Origin of the sequence: Nocardia neocaledoniensis (assembly GCF_003182135.1) — a bacterium.
In the GTDB taxonomy this organism is placed as follows: Bacteria; Actinomycetota; Actinomycetes; order Mycobacteriales; family Mycobacteriaceae; genus Nocardia; species Nocardia neocaledoniensis.
The window spans coordinates 13,596-38,296 of sequence record NZ_QGTL01000023.1; the positions used below are offsets into that span (position 1 = coordinate 13,596).

General features: G+C 70.2%; 19 protein-coding genes. 14 read left to right on the plus strand and 5 right to left on the minus strand.

Annotation, left to right across the window (positions count from 1 at the left end; genetic code table 11):
- Positions 1-56: 56 nt before the first annotated feature.
- On the plus strand, positions 57-491 hold the full coding sequence (locus DFR69_RS33470) for a nitroreductase family deazaflavin-dependent oxidoreductase (RefSeq protein ID WP_110041726.1): 435 nt from the start codon (positions 57-59) through the stop codon (positions 489-491).
- 96 nt (positions 492-587) lie between these two features.
- On the plus strand, positions 588-1,931 hold the full coding sequence (gene ilvA, locus DFR69_RS33475) for a threonine ammonia-lyase IlvA (protein WP_420107381.1): 1,344 nt from the start codon (positions 588-590) through the stop codon (positions 1,929-1,931).
- 4 nt (positions 1,932-1,935) lie between these two features.
- Here ilvA and DFR69_RS33480 read toward each other — a convergent pair whose 3' ends face one another.
- From DFR69_RS33480 to DFR69_RS33490, 3 genes are all read right to left on the minus strand, one after another.
- Entirely contained in the window at positions 1,936-3,189 is a 1,254-nt protein-coding gene (locus DFR69_RS33480) for a serine hydrolase domain-containing protein (RefSeq protein WP_110041710.1), read from the minus strand.
- Positions 3,190-3,265: 76 nt separating this feature from the next.
- Positions 3,266-5,017, minus strand: a complete 1,752-nt coding sequence (gene treZ / locus DFR69_RS33485) for a malto-oligosyltrehalose trehalohydrolase (protein WP_110041711.1) — start codon at positions 5,015-5,017, stop codon at positions 3,266-3,268.
- Positions 5,018-5,069: 52 nt separating this feature from the next.
- Positions 5,070-7,052 carry a hypothetical protein gene (locus DFR69_RS33490; RefSeq protein WP_244198599.1) on the minus strand — a complete coding sequence of 661 codons (1,983 nt, stop codon included), beginning with the start codon at positions 7,050-7,052 and terminating at the stop codon, positions 5,070-5,072.
- Between the two features lie 97 nt (positions 7,053-7,149).
- Here DFR69_RS33490 and DFR69_RS33495 point away from each other — a divergent pair, with 97 nt between their 5' ends.
- The 5 genes from DFR69_RS33495 (at position 7,150) to DFR69_RS33515 (ending at position 12,919) form a co-directional block, all read left to right on the plus strand.
- The gene (locus tag DFR69_RS33495; RefSeq protein ID WP_110041713.1) at positions 7,150-7,722 is read left to right on the plus strand and encodes a TetR/AcrR family transcriptional regulator; all 573 of its coding nucleotides are present in this window, start codon (positions 7,150-7,152) and stop codon (positions 7,720-7,722) included.
- A 76-nt stretch (positions 7,723-7,798) separates the two neighbouring features.
- A complete protein-coding gene (locus DFR69_RS33500) occupies positions 7,799-8,992 on the plus strand; it encodes a Cmx/CmrA family chloramphenicol efflux MFS transporter (protein WP_110041714.1) in 1,194 nt (397 codons plus the stop codon).
- 226 nt (positions 8,993-9,218) lie between these two features.
- Positions 9,219-10,937: a hypothetical protein gene (locus tag DFR69_RS33505; protein ID WP_244198598.1), complete on the plus strand. Its 1,719-nt coding sequence runs from the start codon at positions 9,219-9,221 to the stop codon at positions 10,935-10,937.
- Between the two features lie 102 nt (positions 10,938-11,039).
- Positions 11,040-12,389: an NADP-specific glutamate dehydrogenase gene (gene gdhA, locus DFR69_RS33510; protein ID WP_110041716.1), complete on the plus strand. Its 1,350-nt coding sequence runs from the start codon at positions 11,040-11,042 to the stop codon at positions 12,387-12,389.
- A gap of 65 nt (positions 12,390-12,454) precedes the next feature.
- Positions 12,455-12,919: a pyridoxamine 5'-phosphate oxidase family protein gene (locus DFR69_RS33515; RefSeq protein ID WP_110041717.1), complete on the plus strand. Its 465-nt coding sequence runs from the start codon at positions 12,455-12,457 to the stop codon at positions 12,917-12,919.
- A 62-nt stretch (positions 12,920-12,981) separates the two neighbouring features.
- Here the strand turns inward: DFR69_RS33515 and dnaE are convergent, their stop codons facing one another.
- Complete coding sequence (gene dnaE, locus DFR69_RS33520) at positions 12,982-16,524, minus strand: DNA polymerase III subunit alpha (RefSeq protein ID WP_425271613.1); 3,543 nt, start codon at positions 16,522-16,524, stop codon at positions 12,982-12,984.
- Positions 16,525-16,807: 283 nt separating this feature from the next.
- Between dnaE and DFR69_RS33525 the strand changes: the two genes are divergently transcribed.
- Positions 16,808-17,989 carry a sensor histidine kinase gene (locus DFR69_RS33525; RefSeq protein ID WP_110041719.1) on the plus strand — a complete coding sequence of 394 codons (1,182 nt, stop codon included), beginning with the start codon at positions 16,808-16,810 and terminating at the stop codon, positions 17,987-17,989.
- Between the two features lie 22 nt (positions 17,990-18,011).
- On the opposite strand, the gene DFR69_RS33530 is transcribed toward DFR69_RS33525, so the two are convergent.
- Positions 18,012-18,413 carry a GNAT family N-acetyltransferase gene (locus tag DFR69_RS33530; RefSeq protein ID WP_208644088.1) on the minus strand — a complete coding sequence of 134 codons (402 nt, stop codon included), beginning with the start codon at positions 18,411-18,413 and terminating at the stop codon, positions 18,012-18,014.
- A gap of 123 nt (positions 18,414-18,536) precedes the next feature.
- Here DFR69_RS33530 and DFR69_RS33535 point away from each other — a divergent pair, with 123 nt between their 5' ends.
- The 6 genes from DFR69_RS33535 to DFR69_RS33560 all read left to right on the plus strand — a co-directional run.
- A complete protein-coding gene (locus DFR69_RS33535) occupies positions 18,537-19,334 on the plus strand; it encodes a LytR/AlgR family response regulator transcription factor (RefSeq protein WP_110041720.1) in 798 nt (265 codons plus the stop codon).
- Positions 19,331-19,696 carry a hypothetical protein gene (locus DFR69_RS33540; RefSeq protein WP_110041721.1) on the plus strand — a complete coding sequence of 122 codons (366 nt, stop codon included), beginning with the start codon at positions 19,331-19,333 and terminating at the stop codon, positions 19,694-19,696. Before DFR69_RS33535 ends, DFR69_RS33540 begins: the two co-directional genes overlap by 4 nt.
- Before the next feature lie 169 nt (positions 19,697-19,865).
- Positions 19,866-21,620 carry a sodium/solute symporter gene (locus DFR69_RS33545; protein WP_110041722.1) on the plus strand — a complete coding sequence of 585 codons (1,755 nt, stop codon included), beginning with the start codon at positions 19,866-19,868 and terminating at the stop codon, positions 21,618-21,620.
- 151 nt (positions 21,621-21,771) lie between these two features.
- Positions 21,772-22,128, plus strand: a complete 357-nt coding sequence (locus DFR69_RS33550) for a DUF485 domain-containing protein (RefSeq protein ID WP_110041723.1) — start codon at positions 21,772-21,774, stop codon at positions 22,126-22,128.
- Positions 22,125-23,759 carry a solute symporter family protein gene (locus DFR69_RS33555; protein ID WP_110041724.1) on the plus strand — a complete coding sequence of 545 codons (1,635 nt, stop codon included), beginning with the start codon at positions 22,125-22,127 and terminating at the stop codon, positions 23,757-23,759. Before DFR69_RS33550 ends, DFR69_RS33555 begins: the two co-directional genes overlap by 4 nt.
- A 73-nt stretch (positions 23,760-23,832) precedes the next feature.
- The coding region (locus DFR69_RS33560) for an AMP-binding protein (RefSeq protein ID WP_146229497.1) at positions 23,833-24,701 on the plus strand (869 nt) is incomplete at its 3' end.

The following is a 24,701-nucleotide window of genomic DNA, read 5'->3' on the forward strand; positions in this document are numbered from 1 at the left end:
CTTTCCGGTCGGGACCTATCGGGAACATCACACGACGACGGATCGTTGTGCAGGTCATGCCACTGACTGGAGAGTACGCACCGAGCACTTCCGATTGGGCACGCACCCAGGCCGAGACCTACGAGAACTCCGGCGGAGCCGACGGCACCTCACTGCAGGGCAAGCCCGTCATCCTGCTCACCACCAAGGGCGCCAAGACCGGCAAGCTGCGCAAGACGCCGCTCATGCGGGTCGAGCACGACGGTGAGTACGCCGTCGTCGCGTCGCTGGGCGGGGCGCCGAAGCATCCCGTCTGGTACTTCAACATTAAGGCCGAACCGCACGTCGAGCTGCGCGACGGGACCGTCAACAAGGACTACACCGCGCGCGAGGTCTTCGGCGAGGAGAAGGCGCTGTGGTGGGATCGCGCGGTCGCGGTCTGGCCCGACTACGCCGAATACCAGAAGAAGACCGATCGCGAGATCCCGGTCTTCGTCCTGACGCCGCGCTGACCTCGGTGTACCGGCTCCCCCGCCGCGGCACGGCGCCGCGGCGGGCGGTGCGCGGGCACCTCGAACCACCTCGGTAGCATTTACCGGGTGTCCCCCATCGCTGACGTCGCCGAAGTGTCCGTAACCCGTCCGCCGCTGACCGCGGACGAGATCGACGCCGCCGCCAAGCGAATTTCCGACATCATCGAGCCGACGCCGCTGCAGTTCTCCCCGCGGCTGTCGGCGAGCACCGGTGCGCAGGTGTATCTCAAGCGCGAGGACCTCACCGCGGTGCGCTCGTACAAGCTGCGCGGCGCCTACAACCTGATGGTCCAGCTCACCGCCACCGAACGCGCGGCGGGCGTCGTCGCGGCCAGCGCGGGCAACCACGCGCAGGGCGTGGCCTTCGCCTGCCGCGCCATGGGCGTGCGCGGGCGCATCTACGTGCCGACCACCACCCCGAAGCAGAAGCGCGACCGCATCCGCGTGCACGGCGGCGAGTTCGTGGAACTGATCGCCGTCGGCGAGACCTACGACGCGGCCGCCGCGGCCGCCGCCGACGACGTCGCCCGCACGGGCGCGACCATGGTGCCGCCCTTCGACGACCCGCGCACCGCCGCGGGCCAGGGCACCATCGCCGCCGAATTCCTCGAACAGCTCGGCACCGCGCCCGATCTGGTGATCGTGCCCGTCGGCGGCGGCGGATGCCTCGCCGGCATCGGCACCTACCTGCGCGAGCGCGCGCCGCGGACCGGCCTGCTCGGTGTCGAGCCCGCGGGCGCGGCGTCGATGACCGCGGCGCTGGTGGCGCGCGGTCCGGTGACGCTGCCCGAGATCGATCCGTTCGTCGACGGCGCGGCCGTGCGCCGCATCGGCGATCTGCCCTACCAGGCGGCCGCCTCGTTCGGCGGCCGGGTGGTCTCGCACGCCTCGTTGCCGCTGCTGGTCACCAGCGAATCCCCCACCGGCACAGCCTCGTTCCGGATGATGCAGATCGACGAGGGCGCCATCTGCACCGCCATGCTCGACCTCTACCAGAACGAGGGCATCATCGCCGAGCCCGCGGGCGCGCTCGCCACCGCGGCGCTGGCCGAGGTCGACGTCGAGCCGGGGTCGACGGTGGTCGTGCTGGTCTCCGGCGGCAACAACGACGTCTCGCGGTACGGCGAGATCATCGAGCGCTCGCTGGTGCACCGGGGCCTCAAGCACTACTTCCTGGTGGACTTCCCGCAGGAGCCCGGTGCGCTGCGCCGGTTCCTCGACGATGTCCTCGGCCCGGACGACGACATCACCATGTTCGAGTACGTCAAGCGCAACAACCGGGAGACCGGGGCGGCGCTGGTCGGCATCGAGCTCGGCGCCACCGACGACCTGGCGTCGCTGCTGCACCGCATCGAGGAGTCCCCGATCCAGGCCGAGCGCCTGGAACCGGGGTCTCCGGCGTACCGCTACCTGACCTGAGCGCTCACGCGGCCGCGCGGTCGATCTTCGCCCCGCGGCCGCGGGTGGCGCGCGCGCCCGCGACGGCCAGCGGCAGCAGCCAGCTCAGCGCGACCTGATCGTAGGCCAGCAGACTCTGGTCGAGCCGGTTGTGCACGTAGGCGATCGAGAGTCCCGACTGCGGATCGACCCAGCCGAACGAGCCGCCGAGGCCGATGTGGCCGAAGCCGTTGCGCGCGCCGGGCACCGGGATCGAGTGGTAGCCCAGGTGCCACATCATCGGCAGATAGAACAGGGCGTGGTCGACGCGGTAGGTCTGCACCCGGCGGATGGCCCGGTGCGTCTCGGGCCGCAGGTACGGCCGCCCGTCGACGGTGACGCCGTCGGCGAGCGCGGCGTACATCCTGGCCAGCGCCGAGGCGGTGCACACGCCGTTGCCCGCGGGCATCTCGGTGGCCAAGATGGTGGGATCGTCGCCGTCGAGGATGGTGTTGAGGCCGGGCACGAACAGGCAGCGTGAGGCGGCGCCGAGCGGACCTGGCATCCACTGCCCGACCCGGCTCAGGACGCCCGCGGCGATCGGGTGCCCCGTCAGGTTCAGGTGCGCGCCGGCCAGGCGGGCGTATTCGGTCGAGGAACCCACGGGCGGGCGGCCGAGGTGGATGCCCTCGATGCCGAGCGGCTCGGTGACCTCGGTCCGGATCAGCTCGCTCATCGACTGCCCGGTGACCGCCCTGGCCAGGCCGGCGAGCAGCCAGCCGTAGGTGAGCGCGTGGTAGGTCGGGATGCCGCGCAGCCGGTCGGGGGCGGCCAGCGCCAGCCGGTCCTCCATGAGCTCGTGATCGAGCGATTCGGCGGCGGTGTCGGCGACCGCGCCCAGCGAGGACAGCCCGGCGCGGTGGGTGAGGACGTCGGCGACGGTGATGTCGCCCTTGCCGTTGGCGGCGAAGCGCGGCCAGTACTCGGCGACGGGCGCGCGGTAGTCGAGCAGTCCGCGATCGGCCAGCCGGTGGATGACGGTCGCCGTGACGCCCTTGGTCGCGGAGAACACGATGGCGCCGGTGTCGGCCGTCCACGGGCGCTGATCCCCCGCGCTGCCCGCCCAGACGTGGGCGAGTGGCTCACCGTGTCGATGGATCGCCAGGGCGCCGCCCGCGCCGCGGCGATGGCCGATCAAGGTGGCGAAGGCGCGCACCAGCGGACCGAATCCGGCCGGGGCGAAACCGCCGACACCGGCCGGAAGGGCAGCACTGTCCTGCCCGTAAGCGTCGTTGCTCATCGTATTACCGTACGGACGTCTGTTCGCTTGGGCAACGGTCGCGGAACGACCGTGCCCTAGCTGTGCCCTGCCGGGATCATTCGGTGACCACGGTGCCCGCGCCGTCGCCCTCCTCCAGGACGGCGAAGCTGTGGCCCGAGATGAGCGTTCCCGCACCGGATTCGGTGGCGGGCGCCCAGGCCAGCAGCACCCGGCCGTGCACCGGGATCACGGCCTCGTCCTCGGCCAGGTTGCACACCACCGAGATCCGCCCGCGGCGCAGCACGAACCAGCGCCGCGCCTCGTCGTAGTCGGCCCAGACCCGTTCCAGCCAGGGATCGCCGAACTCCGGCCTCGCCTTGCGCAGCGCGAGCAGGGCGCGATAGCAGGCCAGCAGCCGGGCGTGCGGTTCGTGGGTCGGTTCGGTCCAGTCGAGGATCGAGCGGGTGAAGGTGGCGGGGTCCTGGGGGTCCGGGATCTCGTCGGTGGCCCAGCCGTGCTCGGCGAACTCGGCGCGCCTGCCCGCGGCGGTGGCCGCGGCGACGGCCGGATCGGTGTGCGAGGTGAAGAACTGGAACGGGGTGCGCGCGCCCCACTCCTCGCCCATGAACAGCATCGGCGTGCTCGCGGAGAGCAGCACGAGCGCGGCCTTCACCGCGAGCTGGCCGGGCGTCAGGTACGCGCTCGGGCGGTCGCCGAGCGCCCGGTTGCCGATCTGGTCGTGGGTGCAGGTGTAGCCGAGCAGCGCGCTGCCGGGAATCAGATCGCGGCGCAGCGGGATGCCGTGGGTGCGGCCGCGGAAACTGGAATAGGTGCCTGCGTGGAAGAACCCGTGCGTCAGCGTCTGCGCGAGACAGGCCAGCGACCCGAAATCGGCGTAGTAGCCCTGCCGTTCGCCGGAGACGGCCGTGTGCACGGCGTGGTGCAGGTCGTCGTTCCACTGGCCGGTGAGCCCGTAGCCACCCGCGGCGCGCGGGGTGATCAGGCGCGGGTCGTTGAGGTCGCTCTCGGCGATCAGGCTGAGCGGGCGGCCCAGATGCGCTGACAGGGCGGCGGTTTCGACGGCGAGTTCCTCGAGCAGGTGGATCGCGGTGCGGTCGACCAGCGCGTGCACGGCGTCCAGGCGCAGGGCATCGACGTGGAATTCGCGCAGCCAGCGCAGGGCGTTGTCGATGATGTGGCGGCGCACCGCGTCGGATCCGGGTCCGTCCAGGTTGACGCTCTGCCCCCAGGTGTTGCGGCCCTCGCTGAGGTAGGGACCGAAGCGCGGCAGGTAGTTGCCGGAGGGGCCGAGATGGTTGTAGACGACGTCGAGGCAGACCGCCAGCCCGCGGGCATGACAGGCGTCGACGAACCGCTGCAAGCCGTCGGGGCCGCCGTAGCTCTCCTGCACCGCGTACCAGAGCACGCCGTCGTAGCCCCAGTTGTGGGTGCCGTCGAAGGCGTTGACCGGCATCAGCTCCACCGTGGTGACGCCGAGGTTCACCAGGTGATCGAGCCGCTCGATCGCCGCGTCGAAGGTGCCCTCGGGGGTGAAGGTGCCGATGTGCAGCTCGTAGAACACCGATCCGGCGAGCTGGCGTCCGGTCCAGCCGTGATCGGTCCATGCCTCGGGGTCGAGGTCGTGCACCGCCGAGGGCGCGTGCACGCCGTCGGGTTGGCGCGGCGAGCGCGGGTCGGGCAGGACGGTCGGATCGTCGTCGATCAGGAATCCGTATCCGGCGCCCTGCCCGGCCTCGACGGTGACCGACCACCAGCCGCCGCCGTTGCGGCGCATCGGGTGGTCCACCTCGTCCAGCTGCAGCCGCACCGCCCCCGCCGTCGGCGCCCACACCCGAAACTGCCTCATGGCCCCAGCATCGCACGGGGACGGTGATCGGGCAGGCCGACCGGCGCGGCGGTCAGCCGTGGGCGACGACGCCGACCGGGCCCGTGCCGAGGCACAGCTCGATGCCGGGGGTGAGCACGCGCACGCGCAGGGCCGATCCGCCGCCGAGCATGCGCAGATAGACCGGATGCAAGCCGGCGCGCACCTCGGCGACGGTTTCCGCGCCGCCCTCGAAGGACACCGCGATGGTCCCGTCCCGGTCGGACAGGTAGTTCAGCTGGGCGGTCCATTCCCTGGTCTGCATGGGACCGTCCAGCGGGAGCCGCACGGCCGATCCGCCCGGCACCCGGTACCCGCAGCCCGGCTCGGGGCCGGGCACGGTCGAGCGGTTCCACCACACCTGCGCGTCGACGAGTTCGCCGTCGTCGGTGAACATGCGCAGGTGCGAGGTCGACCGCGCGAAGGTGCCGGGGCCGGCCAGCGGAGCGAAGACGTGATCGGTCATGTTCTGCGGGAAGGCCAAGGGGTTGAGCACATTCCACGGCACCTCCTGCGGGAGCAGCGGCGCGTCCGATTCGGGCAGCGCGGCCCGGACACCCGTGACGTAGGTCCGAGCCGGGCTCGGTTCCCACGCGCGGGTGAAGGTGGCGGTCGAGTAGATGCTGCTCGCGACGAACGCGACGACCACCGCGACACCCGCGACTCCCTTGCCCTGAGGTCCGGACCACCGCCCACTTCCGACCTGCCTGGCCGGGAACCCACCATCGAGCGCGGCCACCGGGTCGTGCCGGTCGGCCACACGACTGCCCGCGTCGGCGACGTCGCCGACGCTCGCCGGCCCGAGTGCCTCCGCGGGATCGGTGGCGGTCGATGCCCCTCGCGAGCCGGGTGCCGAGGTCATCGCCCGAGGTGCGGCGAGCAGCAACAACGCCAGCCCCACACTCGCGATGACCGCGAAGTCGGCGAAGTACCGGATGGATTGCAGCAGCAGCGCCGCCGTTCCGGGGCCGTCGCGCAGAACGACCACCGGGGCGACGGTCAGGACGACATAGGCCGCGGCGCACGCCCAGACCGCGACGACGCGGACGCGATGACGAATCGTCCACGCCGCGAACAGGATCAACGCCGCCCAGCACACCGCGACCGCGACACCGGGCGGGTCGGCCCACGGCGTCGCGGGCTGCCAGCGTTCCCAGCGCCACGGACCTCCGAAGAGCGTGGGCACCAGCCCGTCGGAGAGTGCCTGGCGCAGCAGGGCGGCGGGGTTCTCGGGGCGGGACAGGCCGCGCGGGCGCTGGATGACCAGCAGAAAGAACGCCGACCAGGCCAGCAGTACCCCGCCCGCCGCCGTCCACAGCGCGGCACCGCGCCGGACGGCCGCGCGCACCGATTCGCCGTAGACGTGGGCGAGCAGCGCCACCACCGCCACGGCCACCGGCAGCACCACCACGGCCTTCTCGAAGAACAGCAGCGCGAGCGCGAACACCGCCGCCCCCGACACCGCGTACCGCCGCCGGCCGGCGCGCGTCAGCAGCACCGCGTCCGCGCTCACCCAGGCCAGGGCGATCTGCAGGGGCAGGGCGTTCACCGCCGCCGACCACCACGCGAACGCGGGCACGGTCAACGGCACGAACAGGAAGAAGATCAGCGGCCCGAGCATCCGGAGCCGCCACCCGAGCAGCACGACCAGCAGTCGCAGCACCGCCAGCGAGGCGAGCAGTTGCAGTACCAGCAGCACCACGGCGGCGACACCCCAGCGCAGCGGTGCGACCTCGGTGACCAGCCAGGTCAGCGCGAAGGTCAGCGGCATCACGTGCCCGTCGTGGCTGGTGAACAGCAACTCCGCCGACCACAGCGGATGCCTGCCCGCCTCGCCGATCAGGATGAAGTCGTCCCAGTAGAAGAAGCCGCACGCGGCGACCCAGGCCCGCGAGGCCAGCTGGGCGACGACCAGGCCGAGGGCCACGAGCACCACCGCACGCCCGGTCGGCGCGCGGCCCCTCGAACGCGTCGGCGGCGCGGTCCGCGGTGGCGAGTCGAGTCGCAGGGCTGACATCACGCCTCTCGACGCTAGCCCGTCCGCCGCCGGGTTTCGATCACCCCGCGCCACGCCATTTTGGACTGATATATCCAAAACGTGCTACCGTCCGGGCATGGCCCGCCCCAAGGAATTCGACGAGGACCGTGCGATCGATGCCGCCATGCGCGCCTTCTGGTCGGCCGGTTACGAAGCCACCTCCACCCAGGACCTCTGCGCGGCAACAGGTCTCGGTCGCAGCAGCATCTACAACACCTTCACCAGCAAGCACGACCTGTTCGAGCGCGCGCTGCGCCGCTACATGACGACCAAGAACGCGTCGATCTTCGAGATCCTCGACGGCGACGCGCCGGCCCGCGAGCGCCTGCGCGCCGTCCTGCGCCAGGTCGCCGACGCGCCCGACGAGGACCCGACCGGCTGCCTCGTCGTCAATTCCACGATCGAGCTCGCCCCGCGCGACCCCGCCGTGCGCGCCACCTTGCTGACCGACCAGGAGCGCCGGCTCGACGCACTGACCGCCACCCTGCGCGAGGGCCAGCGCGCCGGCGAGATCACCACCGAGCGCACCGCCCGCGACCTCGCCCAGTTCCTCACCGCGACCATCGGCGGCATGCGGGTGGCCGCTCGCGGCGGCGCGGACCGAGCCACGCTGGAGGCGATCGCCGACACCGCCCTGCGCTGCCTGTAGTCACCACCCGCCGGCTCGGCGTCAAGCCGTGCCCAGATTTTGGACTGATCAATCTAAAACATCGAGAAGGGTTCCCATGCCTCCCGCCATTTACATCCTCGGGCTGTCGATCTTCGCCCAGGGCACCTCCGAGCTGATGCTCGCCGGACTGCTCACCGATCTGTCCGCCGATCTCGGCGTGTCCATTCCCCGTGCGGGCCTGCTCATCTCGGCCTTCGCGCTCGGCATGCTGGTCGGCGCGCCACTGCTCGCCGTGGTGACCCTGCGCTGGCCGCGGCGCGACGCCCTGCTGGCCTTCCTCGCGATCTTCGTCGCCGCCCATGCGGTCGGCGCGCTGACCAGCGACTACTGGGTCCTGTTCGGCACCCGCGTGGTGAGCGCGTTCGTCTACGCCGGGTTCTGGGCGCTCGCGGCCACCACCGCGGTGAGCCTGGTCCCGGCGAATCTGCGCGGCCGGGCCATGGGCATCGTCGCGGGCGGGCTGACCATCGCCACCATCGTCGGCGTGCCCGCGGGGACGGTGATCGGTCAGCACTTCGGCTGGCGGGCGGCGTTCTGGGCGGTGGCCGCGCTGTCGGCGCTGTCGATGATCGGGGTCGTCGCGAGAATTCCGGGCGGGCGGCCGGGCGCCGTCGCGTGCCTGGATCGCGAGTTGCGGGTGATGGCGAATCCGCGACTGTGGTTGTCCTACACCGCCACCGCGCTCTCGACCGGCTCGACGTTCGCCGTCTTCGCCTACCTCGGGGCCCTGCTCGCCGACGCGACCGCCGTCTCGGCGACCTGGATTCCGCTGGTCCTGGCCCTCTACGGCGTCGGTGGCCTGCTCGGCATCACCCTCGGCGGGCGCACTTCCGACCGTCACCCGTTCCGCACCCTCTACGTCGGCGCGAGCGGCATGACCGTGATCGCCGCGGCGCTGGCGCTGACACTGCGCTCCCCCGCGCCCGTGGTCGTGCTCGTCTTCCTACTCGGCGCTTTCGGATTCGCCACGAACCCGGCCTTGAACACCCGCGTCTTCGCCCTGGCCGGTGACGCGCCGACGCTGGCGACGGCCACGAACTTCTCCGCTTTCAATGTCGGCATCACCGTGGGGCCCTGGCTCGGCGGTCTCGCCCTCGGGGCCGGGTTCGGCTACGCGGCGGTCGGCTGGATCGGCGCCGCCCTCGGGGCGGCGATGCTCGCGGCGGTCGCCGTCGCCCACCGGCTCGAACGACGCCCGGCCACCGACACCCGGACGGATCCGCACACGGTCCACGCCGTCGCCTCGTGATGTCCGCTCGCCGCGGCCGGACCCTGGAAATCTTACGATCGCGTGATGGTCTCGATCCGAGGTTTTCGCCACGGCCGCGCGGGTACAGGTTTATGTCGAGCCGTGGCACCACCGGTGCGGGCGTAGCGCGTATCCCGAGCTCGACGGCGTCGTGTAGCACTATTCGTTAGAGAAGCTAAGGTTTTGGCGTTCTCCGGCGATATCGTTCGAACTTGGGATCTGATGAATGGTTGAGGTAATCGAAGCGCGGCCGCACACCGTGACCGAGCTTCCGGAAGATGTACCGCCGCAACGGGATCGATCGCGCTGGACCGCGTTGGCGGCCGTGCTCGGCGGCGTCCTGTTACTGGGCTGGCAGGGGACGCGATACGGCAACTGGCTCGTCGACGACGCCGCCATCACGTTCGCCTACGCCCGCAATGTCGCCGAGGGCGCAGGCCCGGTGCTGCAGCCCGGCGCGGAATCGGTGGAGGGATTCTCCAACCCCACCTGGCTGCTGGTGCTGGTAATCGGTAAGTGGCTCGGTCTGTTCGACCGCGGTGCCTTGTTCGGCATTCCCGACTATGTGCTCTACCCGAAGGCGATCGCGCTGCTGTGCTGCGCCGGAATTCTCCTCGCCTGCTACCTCGCCGCGCGGCGCGTCACCCGCCGGCCCGCGGCGGTGACCTTCGCGACCGCCGTGGTGCTGGCGGCGATTCCGTCGTTCGTCATCTGGTGCTTCTCCGGCCTGGAGAATTCGCTGTTCGCCCTGACAGCGTGCGTGCTGGCGGTGCACCTGTTCCTCGCGGTGCTGGATAAGCGCCTGTGGACGCCGTCGGTCGCGGTGATCGCCGGCGCGCTGGCGGCGTTCGCGGCCCTGACCCGGCCCGACGGTCTGATCTATCTGGCCGCCTATCCCTTGATCTCGCTGGTGCTGGTGCGGCGGACGGTGTGGCGCACCGCGTTGCGGCACGTGCTGTATTCCGGGGTGGCGTTCGCGGTGCCGTTCGGGGCGTATCTGCTGTGGCGCGTCGCCGAATTCGGCAGGCTCGTCGCGAACACGGCGGTGGCCAAGAATCAGGCGCTGCCGACCGTGTCCGACCTGACCCGGGCCGGGGAACTGGTGCAGTACGCGGGCGCGCCCGCGGTGATCGTGGCCGTCGGCGTGGTCGGGTTCGCCCTGGCCACGCCGAGCCGGTGGCGCGACGGTGTTGTGGCGCTGCTGGTTCCGCTGATCCTGGCGATCGTCGCCTACTGCGTGCTCGAGCCGGATTGGATGAAGCAGTTCCGGTTCGCCACCCCCGTGTGGGTTCTGGCCGCGCTGATCGTGGTGATCTCGGCGGCGGAAGTGCTGACGAGGCTGCGCACCCGGGGCCGGGCGCTGGTCGCGCTGACCCTGGCCGGCGCTCTGCTCCCCTCCGGGGTCGCGCTGGCCGACGCGGGCGCGGCCTATCGCGCCGACGCCGATGTGCCCCTGTGCTGGATCGCCACGCGATTCGGGCAGTACGTCAACGGCTACGCCGACATCATCGTTCTCGACCAGGGCAGTCTGCTGGCGCCCGACATGGGCGGCAGTGCGATGTCCTCGCGGCTGCGACTGATCGACATGGCCGGGCTGACCGAGGCGAAGATCGCCGACATCTACGCGGGCGAGGCCGACACGACGCTCGCGGACTACGTCTTCGAGGACCGCAAACCCACCTTCGTGCACACGCACGGCGTCTGGTTCGCCAACGAGCTCACCGTCGACCCGCGCATGACCCGTGACTACTACCAGGTCCATCGCTCCGAGGATCCGTCCTCCGCCGACGAGGACTGGGTCCGCAAGGACGTCGTCCGCGACGATGCACAGCTCGCACAGCTGCGTGAGTACTCCGGCACCGTCCTGCCCCATCTGCTCGCGGACTACCAGAAGACCGGCGAGTGCGGCGACACCCTGCGACCCGGCCAGACCCTCCCCCGCTGAATCGGACCTCACCGTGCGTGCGGCTAGCCTGTGAGGTGCGGCCGGAGCCCGACCAGGTGCTCCGGCCGCGGCAGGCGAACGACGACGACAAGGAGTCCACGGGTGGCTGTCCTGGACGCGAAGCTGAGCGACATCTACGACGAGGTGTTGCGCCGCAACCCCGGCGAAGCCGAGTTCCACCAGGCGGTCCACGAGGTGCTGGACAGCCTCGGCCCCGTCGTCGCCAAGCACTCGCACTACGCCGACGCCGCGGTGATCCGCCGGCTGTGCGAGCCCGAGCGGCAGATCATCTTCCGGGTGCCGTGGGTCGACGATTCCGGCGCCGTGCAGATCAACCGGGGCTTCCGCGTCGAGTTCAACTCCGCGCTCGGCCCGTACAAGGGCGGGCTGCGCTTCCATCCCTCGGTCTACCTGGGCATCGTGAAGTTCCTCGGCTTCGAGCAGATCTTCAAGAACTCGCTGACCGGTCTGCCGATCGGCGGCGGCAAGGGCGGCTCGGACTTCGACCCGAAGGGCCGCTCCGAGGGCGAGGTGATGCGGTTCTGCCAGGCGTTCATGACCGAGCTCTACCGGCATCTCGGCGAACACACCGACGTCCCGGCCGGTGACACCGGCGTCGGTGGCCGCGAGATCGGCTATCTGTTCGGCCAGTACAAGCGCATCACCAACCGCTACGAGTCCGGTGTTCTCACGGGCAAGGGCCTGACCTGGGGTGGTTCGCAGGTGCGCCGGGAAGCCACCGGCTACGGCGCGGTCTTCTTCGTCAACGAGATCCTCGCCGCGGCGGGCCGGTCCATGGACGGCCAGCGCGTGGTGGTGTCGGGCTCGGGCAATGTCGCCATCTACGCGATCGAGAAGGTCCACGAACTCGGCGGCACCGTGGTGGCGTGCTCGGATTCGAGCGGTTACGTCGTCGACGAGACCGGCATCGATCTCGCCCTGCTCAAGGAGATCAAGGAAGTTCAACGCGGCCGCATCGCCGACTACGCGCAGGCCCGCCCGCGCACCGCGCGCTTCATCGCCGACGGCTCCCTGTGGGAGGTGCCCTGCGACATCGCCCTGCCGTGCGCGACGCAGAACGAGCTCGACGGCGCCGCCGCGGGCAAACTCGTCGCCAACGGCTGCCGGATCGTCGCCGAGGGCGCCAACATGCCGTGCACGCCGGACGCGGTCCGCGTGTTCAACGAGGCCGGGGTGACCTTCGCCCCCGGCAAGGCCGCCAACGCGGGCGGCGTGGCGACCAGCGCACTCGAGATGCAGCAGAACGCCTCCCGCGACTCGTGGAGCTTCGAGCACACCGAGGAGCGCCTGGCCGAGATCATGCGCGGCATCCACGACCGCTGCCTGGCCACCGCCGACGAATACGGCGTCCCCGGCAACTACCAGGCGGGCGCCAACATCGCCGGTTTCATCCAGGTCGCCGACGCGATGCTCGCTTTGGGCGTCATCTGAGCGCGAGTCGGGCACGATGGAGTTCGTCGGGAAGGCCACGCACGACTGACAGAAAGGCGCGCGCGATGGGAAGCGACGGCCCGAACATCGAGGAACTCGCTGTCGACGAATGCTGGACGCTCATGCGCACCGGCGAGATCGGCCGCCTCGCCGTGTGGGTGGACGACCACCCCGACATCTTCCCGCTCAACTACGCCGTCGACCACGGCACCCTCGTCTTCCGCACCGCCCGCGGCACCAAGATGTCGGCCGCCCTGGCGGACGCGCCGGTCGCTCTCGAAGTCGACGGCTACCTCCCCGAAACCCACCAGGCCTGGAGCGTGGTGGTCAAGGGACAGGCCGAGGGAATCCGCGAAATCGACGACCTGATGGACACCGTCGACCTCCCCCTCTCCCCCTGGCAGGCAGGCGCGAAGGACTTCTTCCTCCGCCTCGTCCCCACCACCGTCACCGGCCGCCGCTTCCCCGTCGCCGACCCGGCTACCTGGCTCACCCCCCTCTCCACCGTCCGCCGCTCCCCTTCGGAATGAGGCACTGACGGACCGCGCCCACCTGACTCCCGGTCAGGTGGGCGCGATGCGGTGCGGGGTGCTCAGCCCAGGCAGCCGGGGCCGAGGAGGGCCTTGAGGTCGCCCATCAGGGCTGAGGAGGGGGTGACTCGCCAGCTGTCGTCGAGTTTCAGGAGGGTGGTCTTCTCGCGGGCGCCGACGTGGCGGACGTGGACGTCGGAGGTGCCGGGGTGGCGGGAGAGAACCTTCTTGAGTTCGCGGACCTTGTCGGGCGTGCACATGCGGGTGGTCATGACGACCGAGACCGGCTTGGCGACGCCGATGGCCGACAGGTCCGGCACCACGAGGTCGTTGGCGATCAGGGAGATGCGGTCGTCGCGGACGGAGACGCGGGCCTTCACCAGCACCACCGCGTCCTCGACGACGTCCATCCCGTAGACCGAGTACGACTGCGGGAAGAACAGCACTTCCACGCCACCGGTGAGGTCTTCGAGCTGGGCCGAGGCCCAGGCCAGGCCGTTCTTGTTGATGCGGCGGTTGACCGAGGCGAGGATGCCGCCGATGGTCACCTGGGCGCCGTCCTTGACATCGCCCTCCAGGATCGCCGGGATGGGCGTGTCGACCTGGGCGGCCAGCACGTGCTCGACGCCGTTGAGCGGATGCCCGGACACGTACAGACCCAGCATCTCCCGCTCGAGGGCGAGCTTGTGCTTGGTCTCCCATTCCTCGTCGGGGACCTTGACGTTGAACACCGAGGACACCGACTCGTCGGCGTCCATCCCGCCGAAGAGATCGAACTGGCCGATGGCCTCGGCCTTCTTCGTCGACATCACCGCGTCGATCGCGTCGGAGTGCACCAGCAGCAGGCCCTTGCGCGGATGCCCGAGCGAGTCGAAACCGCCTGCCTTGATGAGCGATTCGGTGACCTTCTTGGAGCAGGCGATCGCGTCGATCTTGTTCAGGTAGTCGGAGAAGTCGGTGAACTTCGACTTCTCCTTGCGGGCCGCGATGATCGAGGACACCACGTTCGCGCCGACGTTGCGGACCGCGCCGAGACCGAAGCGGATGTCCTTGCCCACCGAGGCGAAGTTCTGCTCGGACTCGTTGACATCCGGCGGCAGCACCGTGATGCCCATTTTGCGGCAGTCCGAGAGGTAAATGGCGGCCTTGTCCTTGTCGTCGCCGACGGAGGTGAGCAGACCTGCCATGTATTCGGCCGGATAATTGGCCTTGAGGTAGGCGGTCCAGAACGACACCAGGCCGTAACCCGCGGCGTGCGACTTGTTGAACGCGTAGCCGGCGAACGGGAGGATGGTGTCCCACAGCGCCTTGATGGCCGGTTCGGAGAAGTCGTTCTTGAGCATGCCCTCGCGGAAGCCCGCGTAGGCCTCCTCCAGCACCGAGAGCTTCTTCTTACCCATGGCGCGGCGCAGGATGTCGGCCTGACCGAGCGAGTACCCGGCCACCTTCTGCGCGATCTGCATGATCTGTTCCTGATAGACGATCAGGCCGAAGGTGTCGGCGAGGATCTCTCTCAGCGGCTCTTCGAGCTCGGGGTGGATCGGCTTGACCTCTTGGCGGCCGTTCTTGCGGTCGGCGTAGTCGTTGTGGGCGTTCATGCCCATCGGGCCGGGGCGATACAGCGCGAGCACGGCGACGATGTCCTCGAAGCCGGTGGGCTGCATGCGGCGCAGCAGATCGCGCATGGCGCTGCCGTCGAGCTGGAACACGCCGAGGGTGTCGCCCCTGGCGAGCAGTTCGTAGGTGGCCGGGTCGTTGAGCGGCAGGTGATCCATGTCGAGATCGATGCCGCGGTTGGCCTTGATGTTCTCCAGGGCGTCACCGATGACGGTGAGGTTGCGCAGACCCAGGAAGTCCATCTTCAGCAGGCCGATGGCCTCACACGACGGGTAGTCCCAGCCGGTGATGATCGCGCCGTCCTGCGCGCGCTTCCACACCGGGATGGCGTCGGTCAGCGGCTCCGAGGACATGATGACCGCGCAGGCGTGCACGCCCGCGTTGCGGATCAGGCCCTCCAGGCCCTTGGCGGTCTCGTAGATCTTGGCGATGTCGGGGTTGGAGCTGATGAGCTCGCGGACCTCGGCGGCTTCCTTGTAGCGCTCGTGTTCGGGATCGGTGATGCCCGAGACCGAGATGTCCTTGGCCATGATCGGCGGCGGCAGCGCCTTGGAGATCTGGTCGGCGATGGCGAAACCGGGCTGGCCGAACAGGACTCGCGCCGAGTCCTTGATCGCGGCCTTGGTCTTGATGGTGCCGAAGGTGATCACCTGGGCGACGCGGTCGCTGCCCCACTTCTCGGTGGCGTAGCGGACCATCTCACCGCGGCGGCGATCGTCGAAGTCGATATCGATATCGGGCATCGACACGCGCTCGGGGTTGAGGAAGCGCTCGAAGAGCAGGCCGTGCGGGATCGGGTCGATGTTGGTGATGCCCATCGCGTAGGCGACGAGCGAGCCCGCGGCCGAACCACGGCCGGGGCCGACGCGGATGCCGACATCGAGGGCGTGCCGGATGAGGTCACCGACGACGAGGAAGTAGGCGGGAAAACCCATTTCGCAGATGACGCCGAGTTCGTAGTCGGCGCGGGCGAGGTATTCCTGCGGCGGGCCATCGGGGAACCGGCGGTCCAGACCGTCGAGGACCTCCTTGCGCAGCCAGCTGGCCTGCGTGTGCCCCTCGGGGACAGGGAAGATCGGCATCCGGTCGCGGTGTTCCCACACCTCGTCGTAGGACTGCACGCGCTCGCCGATGAGTTCGGTGTTGTCGCAGGCGCCGGGGACCTCGGCGTCCCAGATGGCGCGCATCTCCTCGGCCGACTTGAGGTAGTAGCCGTCACCGTCGAACTTGAAGCGGGTGGGGTCCGACAGCGTCTTGCCGGTCTGGATGCACAGCAGCGCTTCGTGATTGGTCGACTGGTCCTTGGTGACGTAGTGGCAGTCGTTGGTGGCCAGCGGCGGGATGTCGAGCTGCCTGCTGATGTCGAGCAGGCCCTCGCGGACCCGGCGCTCGATGGACAGGCCGTGGTCCATCACCTCGAGGAAGAAGTTCTCCTTGCCGAAGATCTCCTGCCATTTCGCGGCGGCTTCCAGCGCCTCGCGTTCGTGGCCGAGGCGCAGACGGGTCTGGACCTCGCCGGAGGGGCAGCCGGTGGTGGCGATGATGCCCTCGGCGTACTGGGCGATGATCTCCTCGTCCATGCGCGCCCACTTGCCGAGCTGGCCCTCGATGGAGGCCAGGCTCGACAGCTTGAACAGGTTGCGCAGACCGGTCGCGTTCTCGGCGACCATGGTCATGTGGGTGTAGGCGCCCGAACCCGACACGTCGTCGCTCTTCTGGCCGGGATCGCCCCACTGCACACGCTTGGTGTTGAACCGCGACTCGGGCGCGATGTAGGCCTCGATGCCGATGATCGGCTTGATGCCCGCCTTCTTCGCGGAGTTGTAGAACTCCGAGGCGCCGTACATGTTGCCGTGGTCGGTCATGCCGACGGCGGTCATGCCCAGCCGGTCCGCCTCCGCGAACAACGGCGAGATCTTCGCCGCCCCATCGAGCATGGAGTACTCGGTGTGGTTGTGCAGGTGAACGAACGATCCGGACGGAGCCAAGACGGTCCTTCCTCCCAGGGTGTCGACGGGGGTTGGCCTTGGCATTCTATGCACGGGGGTACGACAACTTTTCCCGTGCCACACGGGCGCCGCGGCCCCGCCCTGGACCAGTCCGGCGTGTCGTGGCGAACGTCACCGGCGAGTCCCGCGCGGCGTCCGTTGCCGGCCGTACCGGCGGGGCGCGTGGCGATCGGTTCGCGCGCGGTGTGGGAGCGGTGATAATCGGGCGCATGTCGCAGCAGCAGCGTGGTCGGGCGCGTCCCGCCGATTCGAGGGCGGCGCGGTGACCACGGCGCTGGTCGCGGTGGTCGCGGCGGCGATCGTGCTGGTCGTGGCGCTCGTGGTCTGGCGGCGGACGCAGCGGGTGGTGACCACGCCGGCGCAGCGGGCCGTGCACCAGGCCCTGCACACCGCCTCGCTGGCGGCGGTGCCGTTGCGGCGCGGGTTGACCGAGGAGTCGGCGCGGGAGGCGGCGCCGCATCTGCGCGGACTGGCCGGCGCCGAGGCGCTCGGGATGGCCGACGCGGAGGCGGCGCTGCTGGCCTGGGACGGGGCGCACACCGGGATGATCGAGCCGTTCGCCGACGCGGCGCGGCGGGCCATCGCCGACGAGCGGCCGGTGCTGGTCTCCGGCGACGAGCACACGCTCATCGCCCAACCGCTGCTGATCGACACGGGCACGGCGATCGGCGCGCTCGGCGTGGTGACCACCGGCAGGCCGGGCCCCGGCATGCTCGGCGCGGCGGCCGAGGTGGCGCGGTACGCATGCGGGCAGCTGGAACTGGCCGAACTCGACGCCTCGCGTGCCCGCGTCGATCGCGCGGAACTGCGCGCGCTGCGCGCCCAGATCAGTCCGCACTTCATCTACAACGCGCTCAACACGATCGCCTCGTTCGTGCGGACCGATCCCGATCGGGCCCGCGAGCTGATTCTCGAATTCGCCGATTTCACGCGGTATTCGTTCCGGGCGGCGGGCGAATTCACCGTCCTCGCCGACGAATTGCGCAATATCGAGCGCTATCTCGCCCTGGAACAGGCCCGCTTCGGCGACGCGCTCGACGTGCGCCTGCGGATCGCGCCGGAGGTCCTCGGCGTGGTGCTGCCGTTCCTGGCGCTGCAACCACTGGTGGAGAACGCGGTCCGGCACGGGCTCGGCGGCGGCGGTCGCGGCGGGCACCTGAGCATCGTCGCCACCGACGCGGGCACCGACTGCCTGATCAGCGTCGAGGACGACGGCGTCGGCATGGACCCCGACCTGCTGCGCTCGGGCGCTCTCGACGCCGTCGACACCGACTCCGGCCCAGCCCGCACCGGCGAAGCCGCCCACGTCGGCCTCGCCAATGTCGACGACCGCCTCCGCGCCGCCTTCGGCAACGACTACGGCCTCGTCGTCGAGACCGCGCCCGGCGCGGGCACCAAGGTCAGCATGCGGGTGCCGAAATTCCGCGCCGGAATTCGCGCCTGATGTTCAGGCGAGTTCGCGTGCGCTATCGGCTCGGGCTCAGAAGGTAGTGCAGAAGCGCTGGTCTGCCGTCCGGGGTCGTCCAGCCTCCCGGACCGCTGTGGATCTTCTTCCAGCCCGCGCTGTCGTACAGCGAAAGTGCGGCTGTGCCACCGGCTTCCACGGAGAGGACCGCGCGGCCGCCGCGTCGGCCTGCCATGTTCACGGCGGCGGCGAGGAGTCGACGGCCGACGTCGAGGCGGCGGTGGGACGGGACGACGGTGTGGTTCGACTCGGCGACGCGGGCATCGATCTGTTCGACCGGGCTCAACCAGGCCACGGGGTCCTCGGGCCACACTGCCGGATAGCCGTCGGCGCTGTGCACCTCGCGCAGCGCCGCCACGCAGGCCGGTAGGTCGTCGGCGGTTCTGGGCCGGATGGTGATCACAGGAGTCGCCCCTCGATACTCCGGGCAGGTCGTACGGCCACCGATCGGGCGGCGGATCTGCCGACTGTACCCGGGAGGATACCGTTCTCGGCGATCTCGGGCGACGGCTACCATGGACAGGCTGTGACCTGGAACACCGATGAACCCTCGACCGCTCTGCGGGTGCTCGCCGTCGATGACGAGAAGCCGGCGCTCGACGAGCTGGTGTATCTGCTGAGCACCCAGAGCGGCGTCGGGGAGATCCATCGGGCGAGTGAGTCGACCGGGGCGTTGCGCTTGTTGCGGGCCCATCCGATCGACGCGGTGTTCCTCGACATCGACATGCCGGGCCTCACGGGCATGGAGCTGGCGGGGATTCTGTCGGAGTTCGCCGAGCCGCCGGCGGTCGTGTTCGTGACGGCGCACGACGATCACGCGGTGGCCGCCTTCGATCTGGGGGCGGTGGACTACCTGCTCAAGCCGTTGCGCGGAGCGCGGCTGGCCGAGGCGGTGCGGCGGATCGTCGCCACCAGGGTGGCGGTACCCGCGGCGGCGCCGCCGGAGCCCGCGCATCCGAGCGAAGTGATCCCGGTGGAACTCGGCGGGGTCACCACCCTCGTGAACCGGGCCGATGTGGCGTGGGTGGAGGCCGACGGCGACTACGCGCGGCTGCACACCGGCACCGGCTCGCATCTGGTGCGGATTCCGCTCTCGGCGCTCGAAGCGCGGTGGGAGGACGCCGGGTTCCTGCGCGTGCACCGCTCCTACCTGGTGGCCTTGCGGCTGGTCACCGGGTTGCGCAGCGCGGGCAGCGGCACGGTGGTGTGCCTGCGGGCCGAAGGCGCCGCGGGCGCGGTGGAGTTGCCCGTGAGCAGGCGCCAGGTGCGCGAACTCAAGCAGCGGCTGGTGCACGGCCCGCGCCAGAACTGGTCGCAGCGATGACGGGCCCGCAACGCCCGCAGCGCGAGCGGGTGGTGCTGGCGCAACGGCGCGGCGCGCGGCAGGTCCGCACGCGCACCGAAGTCGTCGAGCAGACCGACCTCGGCGCAGCACTGATCGGCGGCCTGATCCGGGCCCAACTGGGCTTGGCCCTGCGCCTCGGCTTGATCGTGATCGCCGGGTTCGGCGCGCTGCCCGTGCTGTTCGGCATCGACGCCGTGGCCGAGACGACCGTGCTGGGCGTGCGCCTGCCGTGGCTGATCCTCGGCCTGTTCGCCTTTCCCGCGTTGTACGGGGTGGGACGGCTGTATGTGCGCCTGGCCCAGCGCAACGAAGACGACTTCCTCGAACTGGCGGGGGACTGATGCCGGCCCGCCGCGGCGCGCTGAGGCACGGGCCGCCACGCGGTGACGACCGACCTGCCGCACAGCAGGCCCCTCCGCGCACCGCCCACCCGACACCGGTCGCCTGCGGGCCCGGTGGATTCTGCTCATCCGCCGCGACGACCGGCGTTCCCCGGCACGGAGTCACCCGATGAACGGCGACAACCCCGCGCTCACCGTGACCGCGCTGGTGCTGGCCGCCCTCGCCACGATCGGCATCGGCTTCTACGGAGTCCGCCTGTCGCGCACGACCTCGGACTTCCTCGTCGCCTCCCGCACGGTCGGCTCCCGCTGGAACGCCGCCGCGATCTCGGGCGAATATCTCTCGGCCGCTTCCTTTCTCGGCGTGGCCGGGCTCATCGCCAAATACGGCGCCGACGCGCTGTGGTATCCGGTGGGGTTCACCGCGGGCTATCTGGGCCTGTTGATGTTCGTCGCCGCTCCCCTGCGCCGCTCCGGCGCCTACACCGTCCCCGATTTCGCCGAGTTCCGGCTCGGCTCGATCCGGTTGCGGCGCATGGCCGCCGGGCTCGTCGTGGTGGTCTGCGCGGTCTACCTGATTCCGCAGTTCCAGGGCGCGGGGCTCACCCTGCACATCCTGCTCGGTGCGCCGTCCTGGGTGGGGGCCGTGGCGGTGGGGGCGATCGTGCTCGTGAACGTGATCGGCGGCGGCATGCGGTCGGTGACCATGGTGCAGGCGTTCCAGTACTGGCTGAAGCTGACGGCGGTGGCGGTGCCGGCGCTGGTGCTGGGCATGCATTTCCTCGCCGACGAACGTCCGGTCGGCACCGCGGCGCCGTCGACGGTCGACGAGCGCACCAGCGTGGACATCTCGACGGACGTGGTCGTGCATCTCGACGTCTCCCAGCAGGTGGTCGTGCACGGCACCCTCGACGGCCGCACGGAGGACGGACCGGTCCTGCTCACCCCCGGCGACCACACCCTCGCCGCGGGCACCGAACTCGTCCTCGACGCAGGCGCGGCGGTACCCGTGGTGGCCGGCGCGCCCGCCGACGGCGCCAGCTGGGTCGCGCCCGGCGGCGGATTCGGCAGCGAACATCCGCAGTACCAGGTGTTCTCGCTGATCGTGGCGACCTTTTTGGGCACCATGGGGCTACCCCATGTGCTGGTGCGCTTCTACACCAACCGGGACGGCCCCTCGGCGCGGCGGACCGCGCTGACGGTGATCGGCCTGGTCGGCCTGTTCTATCTGTTCCCGATCCTGCTCGGCGTCTTCGCCCGGCTGTACGTGCCGCAGTTGCTGATCACCGGCGCCTCGGACGCGGCCGTGGTGCTGCTGCCCGGCTCGGTGCTGGGCGGGCTCGGCGGACAACTGCTCGCCGCGCTGGCCGCCGCGGGCGCGATCGCGGCGTTCCTGTCGACCTCGTCCGGGTTGCTCGTCAGCCTCGCCGGCGTGCTCAGCACCGATGTGCTGCGCGGCCGGATCCGGGACTTCCGCGCCGCCGCGCTCGTCGCCGGCCTGGTCCCGCTGACGCTGGCGCTCACCGTCGCCTCCCTGGATCTGTCCCGCACGGTCGCGCTCGCGTTCTCGGTCGCCGCCTCGACCCTGTGCCCGCTGCTGGTCCTCGGCATCTGGTGGCGCGGGCTCACCGCGGCGGGCGCGGCGAGCGGACTGCTCACCGGCGGCGTCACCGCGGGCGGGGCGACCGTGGTCGCGGTGCTCGGCGGCGTCTCCCCCGAGGTGGCGGGCGGCTGGGCCGCGGCGATCGTCGACTATCCGGGCGCGGTCAGCGTGCCGTTGGCGTTCGCGGTGACGATCGTGGTGAGCCTGCTGACCAGGAAGCAGGACAAGCGCGCGATCGCCGGGATCTTCCTGCGCATGCATGCGCCCGAGCGGCTCGGGATGAGCGCCGATCGCGAGCCGGAGTCCGCCGCGAACCGGTGATCTCGCGCCGACCGTTCGTCGCGTCACAGCGACCGTTCACCGCACGAGCGGCCACCTTCACCGAGTGACCCAGGCCACACCATTCTGCGGCCCCGCGCGGCGCCTTACGGTCGTTGCACGCATCACACTCCTCACGCTAGGACCACCCAGCATGACCGAAACCGACACCGAAGAAGCGCCCGACCGGCGCACGCCGAGTGCCGAGGAATGGCTCGCCGTGCAGGCGAGCCCGCAGTTCCAGGATCTGCGTACTCGCCTGCGCCGCTTCGTCTTCCCGATGACCGCGCTGTTCCTGCTGTGGTACCTGAGCTATGTGGTGCTCGGCGCCTACGCGCACGACTTCATGGCCACCGAGGTCTTCGGCAACATCAACGTGGGTCTGCTGCTCGGGCTCGGGCAGTTCGTCTCCACGTTCCTCATCACCGGGCTCTACGTCCGTTTCGCCAATCGTGAGCTGGACCCGCGCGCCGCGGCCATTCGCGAGTCTCTCGAGGAGGGCCGCGCGTGAACATCCTCGCCGCGGATACGACGGTGGGTAACCCCATCGCCAATATCGCCATCTTCGCGCTGTTCGTCGCGGTCACCATGGTCGTGGTGATCCGGGCCAGCCGCAACAACGCCAGTGCCGCCGACTATTTCACCGGCGGACGTGGCTTCTCCGGCCCGCAGAACGGCATCGCCATCGCCGGCGACTACCTCTCGGCGGCCAGCTTCCTCGGCATCGCGGGCGCGATCGCCGTCTACGGCTACGACGGCTTCCTGTACTCGATCGGTTTCCTCGTCGCCTGGCTGGTGGCGCTGCTGCTGGTGGCCGAGATGCTGCGCAACACCGGCAAATTCACCATGGCCGACGTGCTCAGCTTCCGGCTCAAGGAGGGTCCGGTCCGCACCGCGGCCGCGCTCACCACGCTGACGGTGTCGCTGTTCTATCTGCTCGCGCAGATGGCGGGCGCGGGCGGCCTGGTCGCGCTGCTGCTCGACATCTCCTCGCGCGCGGGGCAATCGGTCGTGATCGCGATCGTCGGCGTGCTGATGATCGTGTACGTGCTGGTCGGCGGCATGAAGGGCACCACCTGGGTGCAGATCATCAAGGCGGTGCTGCTCATCGCGGGCGCCGCGCTGATGACCGTGCTGGTGCTGGCCAAGTTCGGGTTCAACTTCTCCGACATCCTCGGCGCCGCACAGCAATCGGTGAGCGAGTCGACCAACAAGGCCGTCGCGGCCCGTGACGTGCTCGCGCCCGGCGCCCAGTACGGCGGCAGCGACACCTCGAAGCTGAACTTCCTGTCGCTGGGCCTGGCGCTGGTGCTCGGCACCGCGGGTCTGCCGCACGTGCTGATGCGCTTCTACACGGTGCCCACCGCGAAAGAGGCACGGCGCTCGGTGGTCTGGGCGATCAGTCTGATCGGCGCGTTCTACCTGTTCACCCTGGTGCTCGGGTACGGCGCGGCAGCCATCGTCGGCCCGGACAAGATCCTCGCCGCAGCGGGTGGCCAGAATTCGGCGGCGCCGCTGCTGGCGTTCGAACTCGGCGGCGTGCTCCTGCTCGGGGTGATCTCGGCGGTCGCGTTCGCGACGATCCTCGCGGTCGTGGCCGGTCTGACCATCACCGCCTCGGCGTCGTTCGCCCACGACATCTATGCCAGCGTGATCAAGAAGGGCAAGGTCGACGAGGTCAAGCAGGTGCGGGTCTCGCGGATCACCGCCGTGGTGATCGGTGTGCTCGCGATCGGCCTCGGCATCCTCGCCAACGGCCAGAACATCGCGTTCCTGGTGGCGCTGGCCTTCGCGGTGGCGGCGGCGGCGAACCTGCCGACGATCCTGTACTCGCTGTTCTGGAAGCGGTTCAACACCACCGGCGCGCTGTGGTCGATGTACGGCGGCCTGATCTCGACCATCGTTCTCATCGTGTTCTCCCCGGCGGTGTCGGGCACCAAGACCTCGATGATCACCGGTACCGATTTCCACTGGTTCCCGCTGTCGAACCCGGGCATCGTCTCGATTCCGCTGGCGTTCGTTCTCGGCATCGTCGGCACGTACCTCGGTGGCCGCGGGGAGCAGGTCGACACCGCCAAGGCCGCGGAGATGGAGGTCCGCTCGCTCACCGGTGTCGGTGCGGAGAAGGCGATCTCGCACTGATACCAGCCACGCCCGGGCCGGTGGTCCCGCCACCGGCCCGGGTTCTACCCCTGTAGTTCGAAGGAGATTTCCCGTGACCGGTGCCGTCACCGACCCCACCCGCCCCGACCACGCGACCAGCTACCCGCCCGCCGCGGCGTTCGTCGCGCAGGCCAATGCCGATGCCTCGCTCGCCGAGCGCGCGCAGACCGATCGTGACGGTTTCTGGGCCGAGCAGGCGAACCGGTTGCACTGGCACACGCCGTTCACCCAGGTGCTGGACTGGTCCGACGCCCCGGTCGCGCGCTGGTTCGCCGACGGCGAGCTCAACGTCGCCTACAACTGCGTCGACCGCCACGTCCTCGACGGGCACGGCGACCAGGTCGCCATCCACTGGGAGGGCGAACCGGGCGATTCCCGCGACATCACCTATCGCGAACTGCTCGAAGAAGTCTCGCGCGCCGCGAACGCGTTCACCGCGCTGGGTCTGGTGGCCGGTGATCGCGTAGCGATCTACATGCCGATGGTCCCCGAGGCCATCGTCTCGATGCTCGCCTGCGCGCGACTGGGCCTCACCCACTCGGTGGTCTTCGCCGGATTCTCGCCGAGCGCGCTGCGACAGCGGGTCGACGACGCGCGGGCCCGGTTGATCATCACCACCGACGGGCAGTGGCGGCGGGGCAAGCCGGCGCCCCTGAAGTCGGCGGTGGACGAGGCCCTCGGCGAGGATCCGACCTCCGTCGAGCATGTGCTGGTGGTGCGCCGGACCGGGCTGGACGTGCCTTGGACCGAGGTGCGCGACCTGTGGTGGGACGAAACCGTCGCGCTCGCTTCGCCTTCCCACGAAGCCCAGCCCTTCCCCGCCGAACACCCCCTGTTCATCCTCTACACCTCCGGCACCACCGGAAAACCCAAGGGCATCCTGCACACCAGCGGCGGCTACCTCACCCAGACCGCCTACAC

What these genes read in the sequence shown, in the direction of transcription:
- DFR69_RS33470 (WP_110041726.1), top strand. Translation starts at nt 57, where the DNA reads ATGCCACTGACTGGAGAGTACGCACCGAGCACTTCCGATTGGGCACGC.
- DFR69_RS33480 (WP_110041710.1), bottom strand. Translation starts at nt 3,189, where the DNA reads ATGAGCAACGACGCTTACGGGCAGGACAGTGCTGCCCTTCCGGCCGGT.
- treZ (WP_110041711.1), bottom strand. Translation starts at nt 5,017, where the DNA reads ATGAGGCAGTTTCGGGTGTGGGCGCCGACGGCGGGGGCGGTGCGGCTG.
- DFR69_RS33490 (WP_244198599.1), bottom strand. Translation starts at nt 7,052, where the DNA reads ATGTCAGCCCTGCGACTCGACTCGCCACCGCGGACCGCGCCGCCGACG.
- DFR69_RS33495 (WP_110041713.1), top strand. Translation starts at nt 7,150, where the DNA reads ATGGCCCGCCCCAAGGAATTCGACGAGGACCGTGCGATCGATGCCGCC.
- DFR69_RS33500 (WP_110041714.1), top strand. Translation starts at nt 7,799, where the DNA reads ATGCCTCCCGCCATTTACATCCTCGGGCTGTCGATCTTCGCCCAGGGC.
- DFR69_RS33505 (WP_244198598.1), top strand. Translation starts at nt 9,219, where the DNA reads ATGGTTGAGGTAATCGAAGCGCGGCCGCACACCGTGACCGAGCTTCCG.
- DFR69_RS33515 (WP_110041717.1), top strand. Translation starts at nt 12,455, where the DNA reads ATGGGAAGCGACGGCCCGAACATCGAGGAACTCGCTGTCGACGAATGC.
- DFR69_RS33540 (WP_110041721.1), top strand. Translation starts at nt 19,331, where the DNA reads ATGACGGGCCCGCAACGCCCGCAGCGCGAGCGGGTGGTGCTGGCGCAA.
- DFR69_RS33545 (WP_110041722.1), top strand. Translation starts at nt 19,866, where the DNA reads ATGAACGGCGACAACCCCGCGCTCACCGTGACCGCGCTGGTGCTGGCC.
- DFR69_RS33550 (WP_110041723.1), top strand. Translation starts at nt 21,772, where the DNA reads ATGACCGAAACCGACACCGAAGAAGCGCCCGACCGGCGCACGCCGAGT.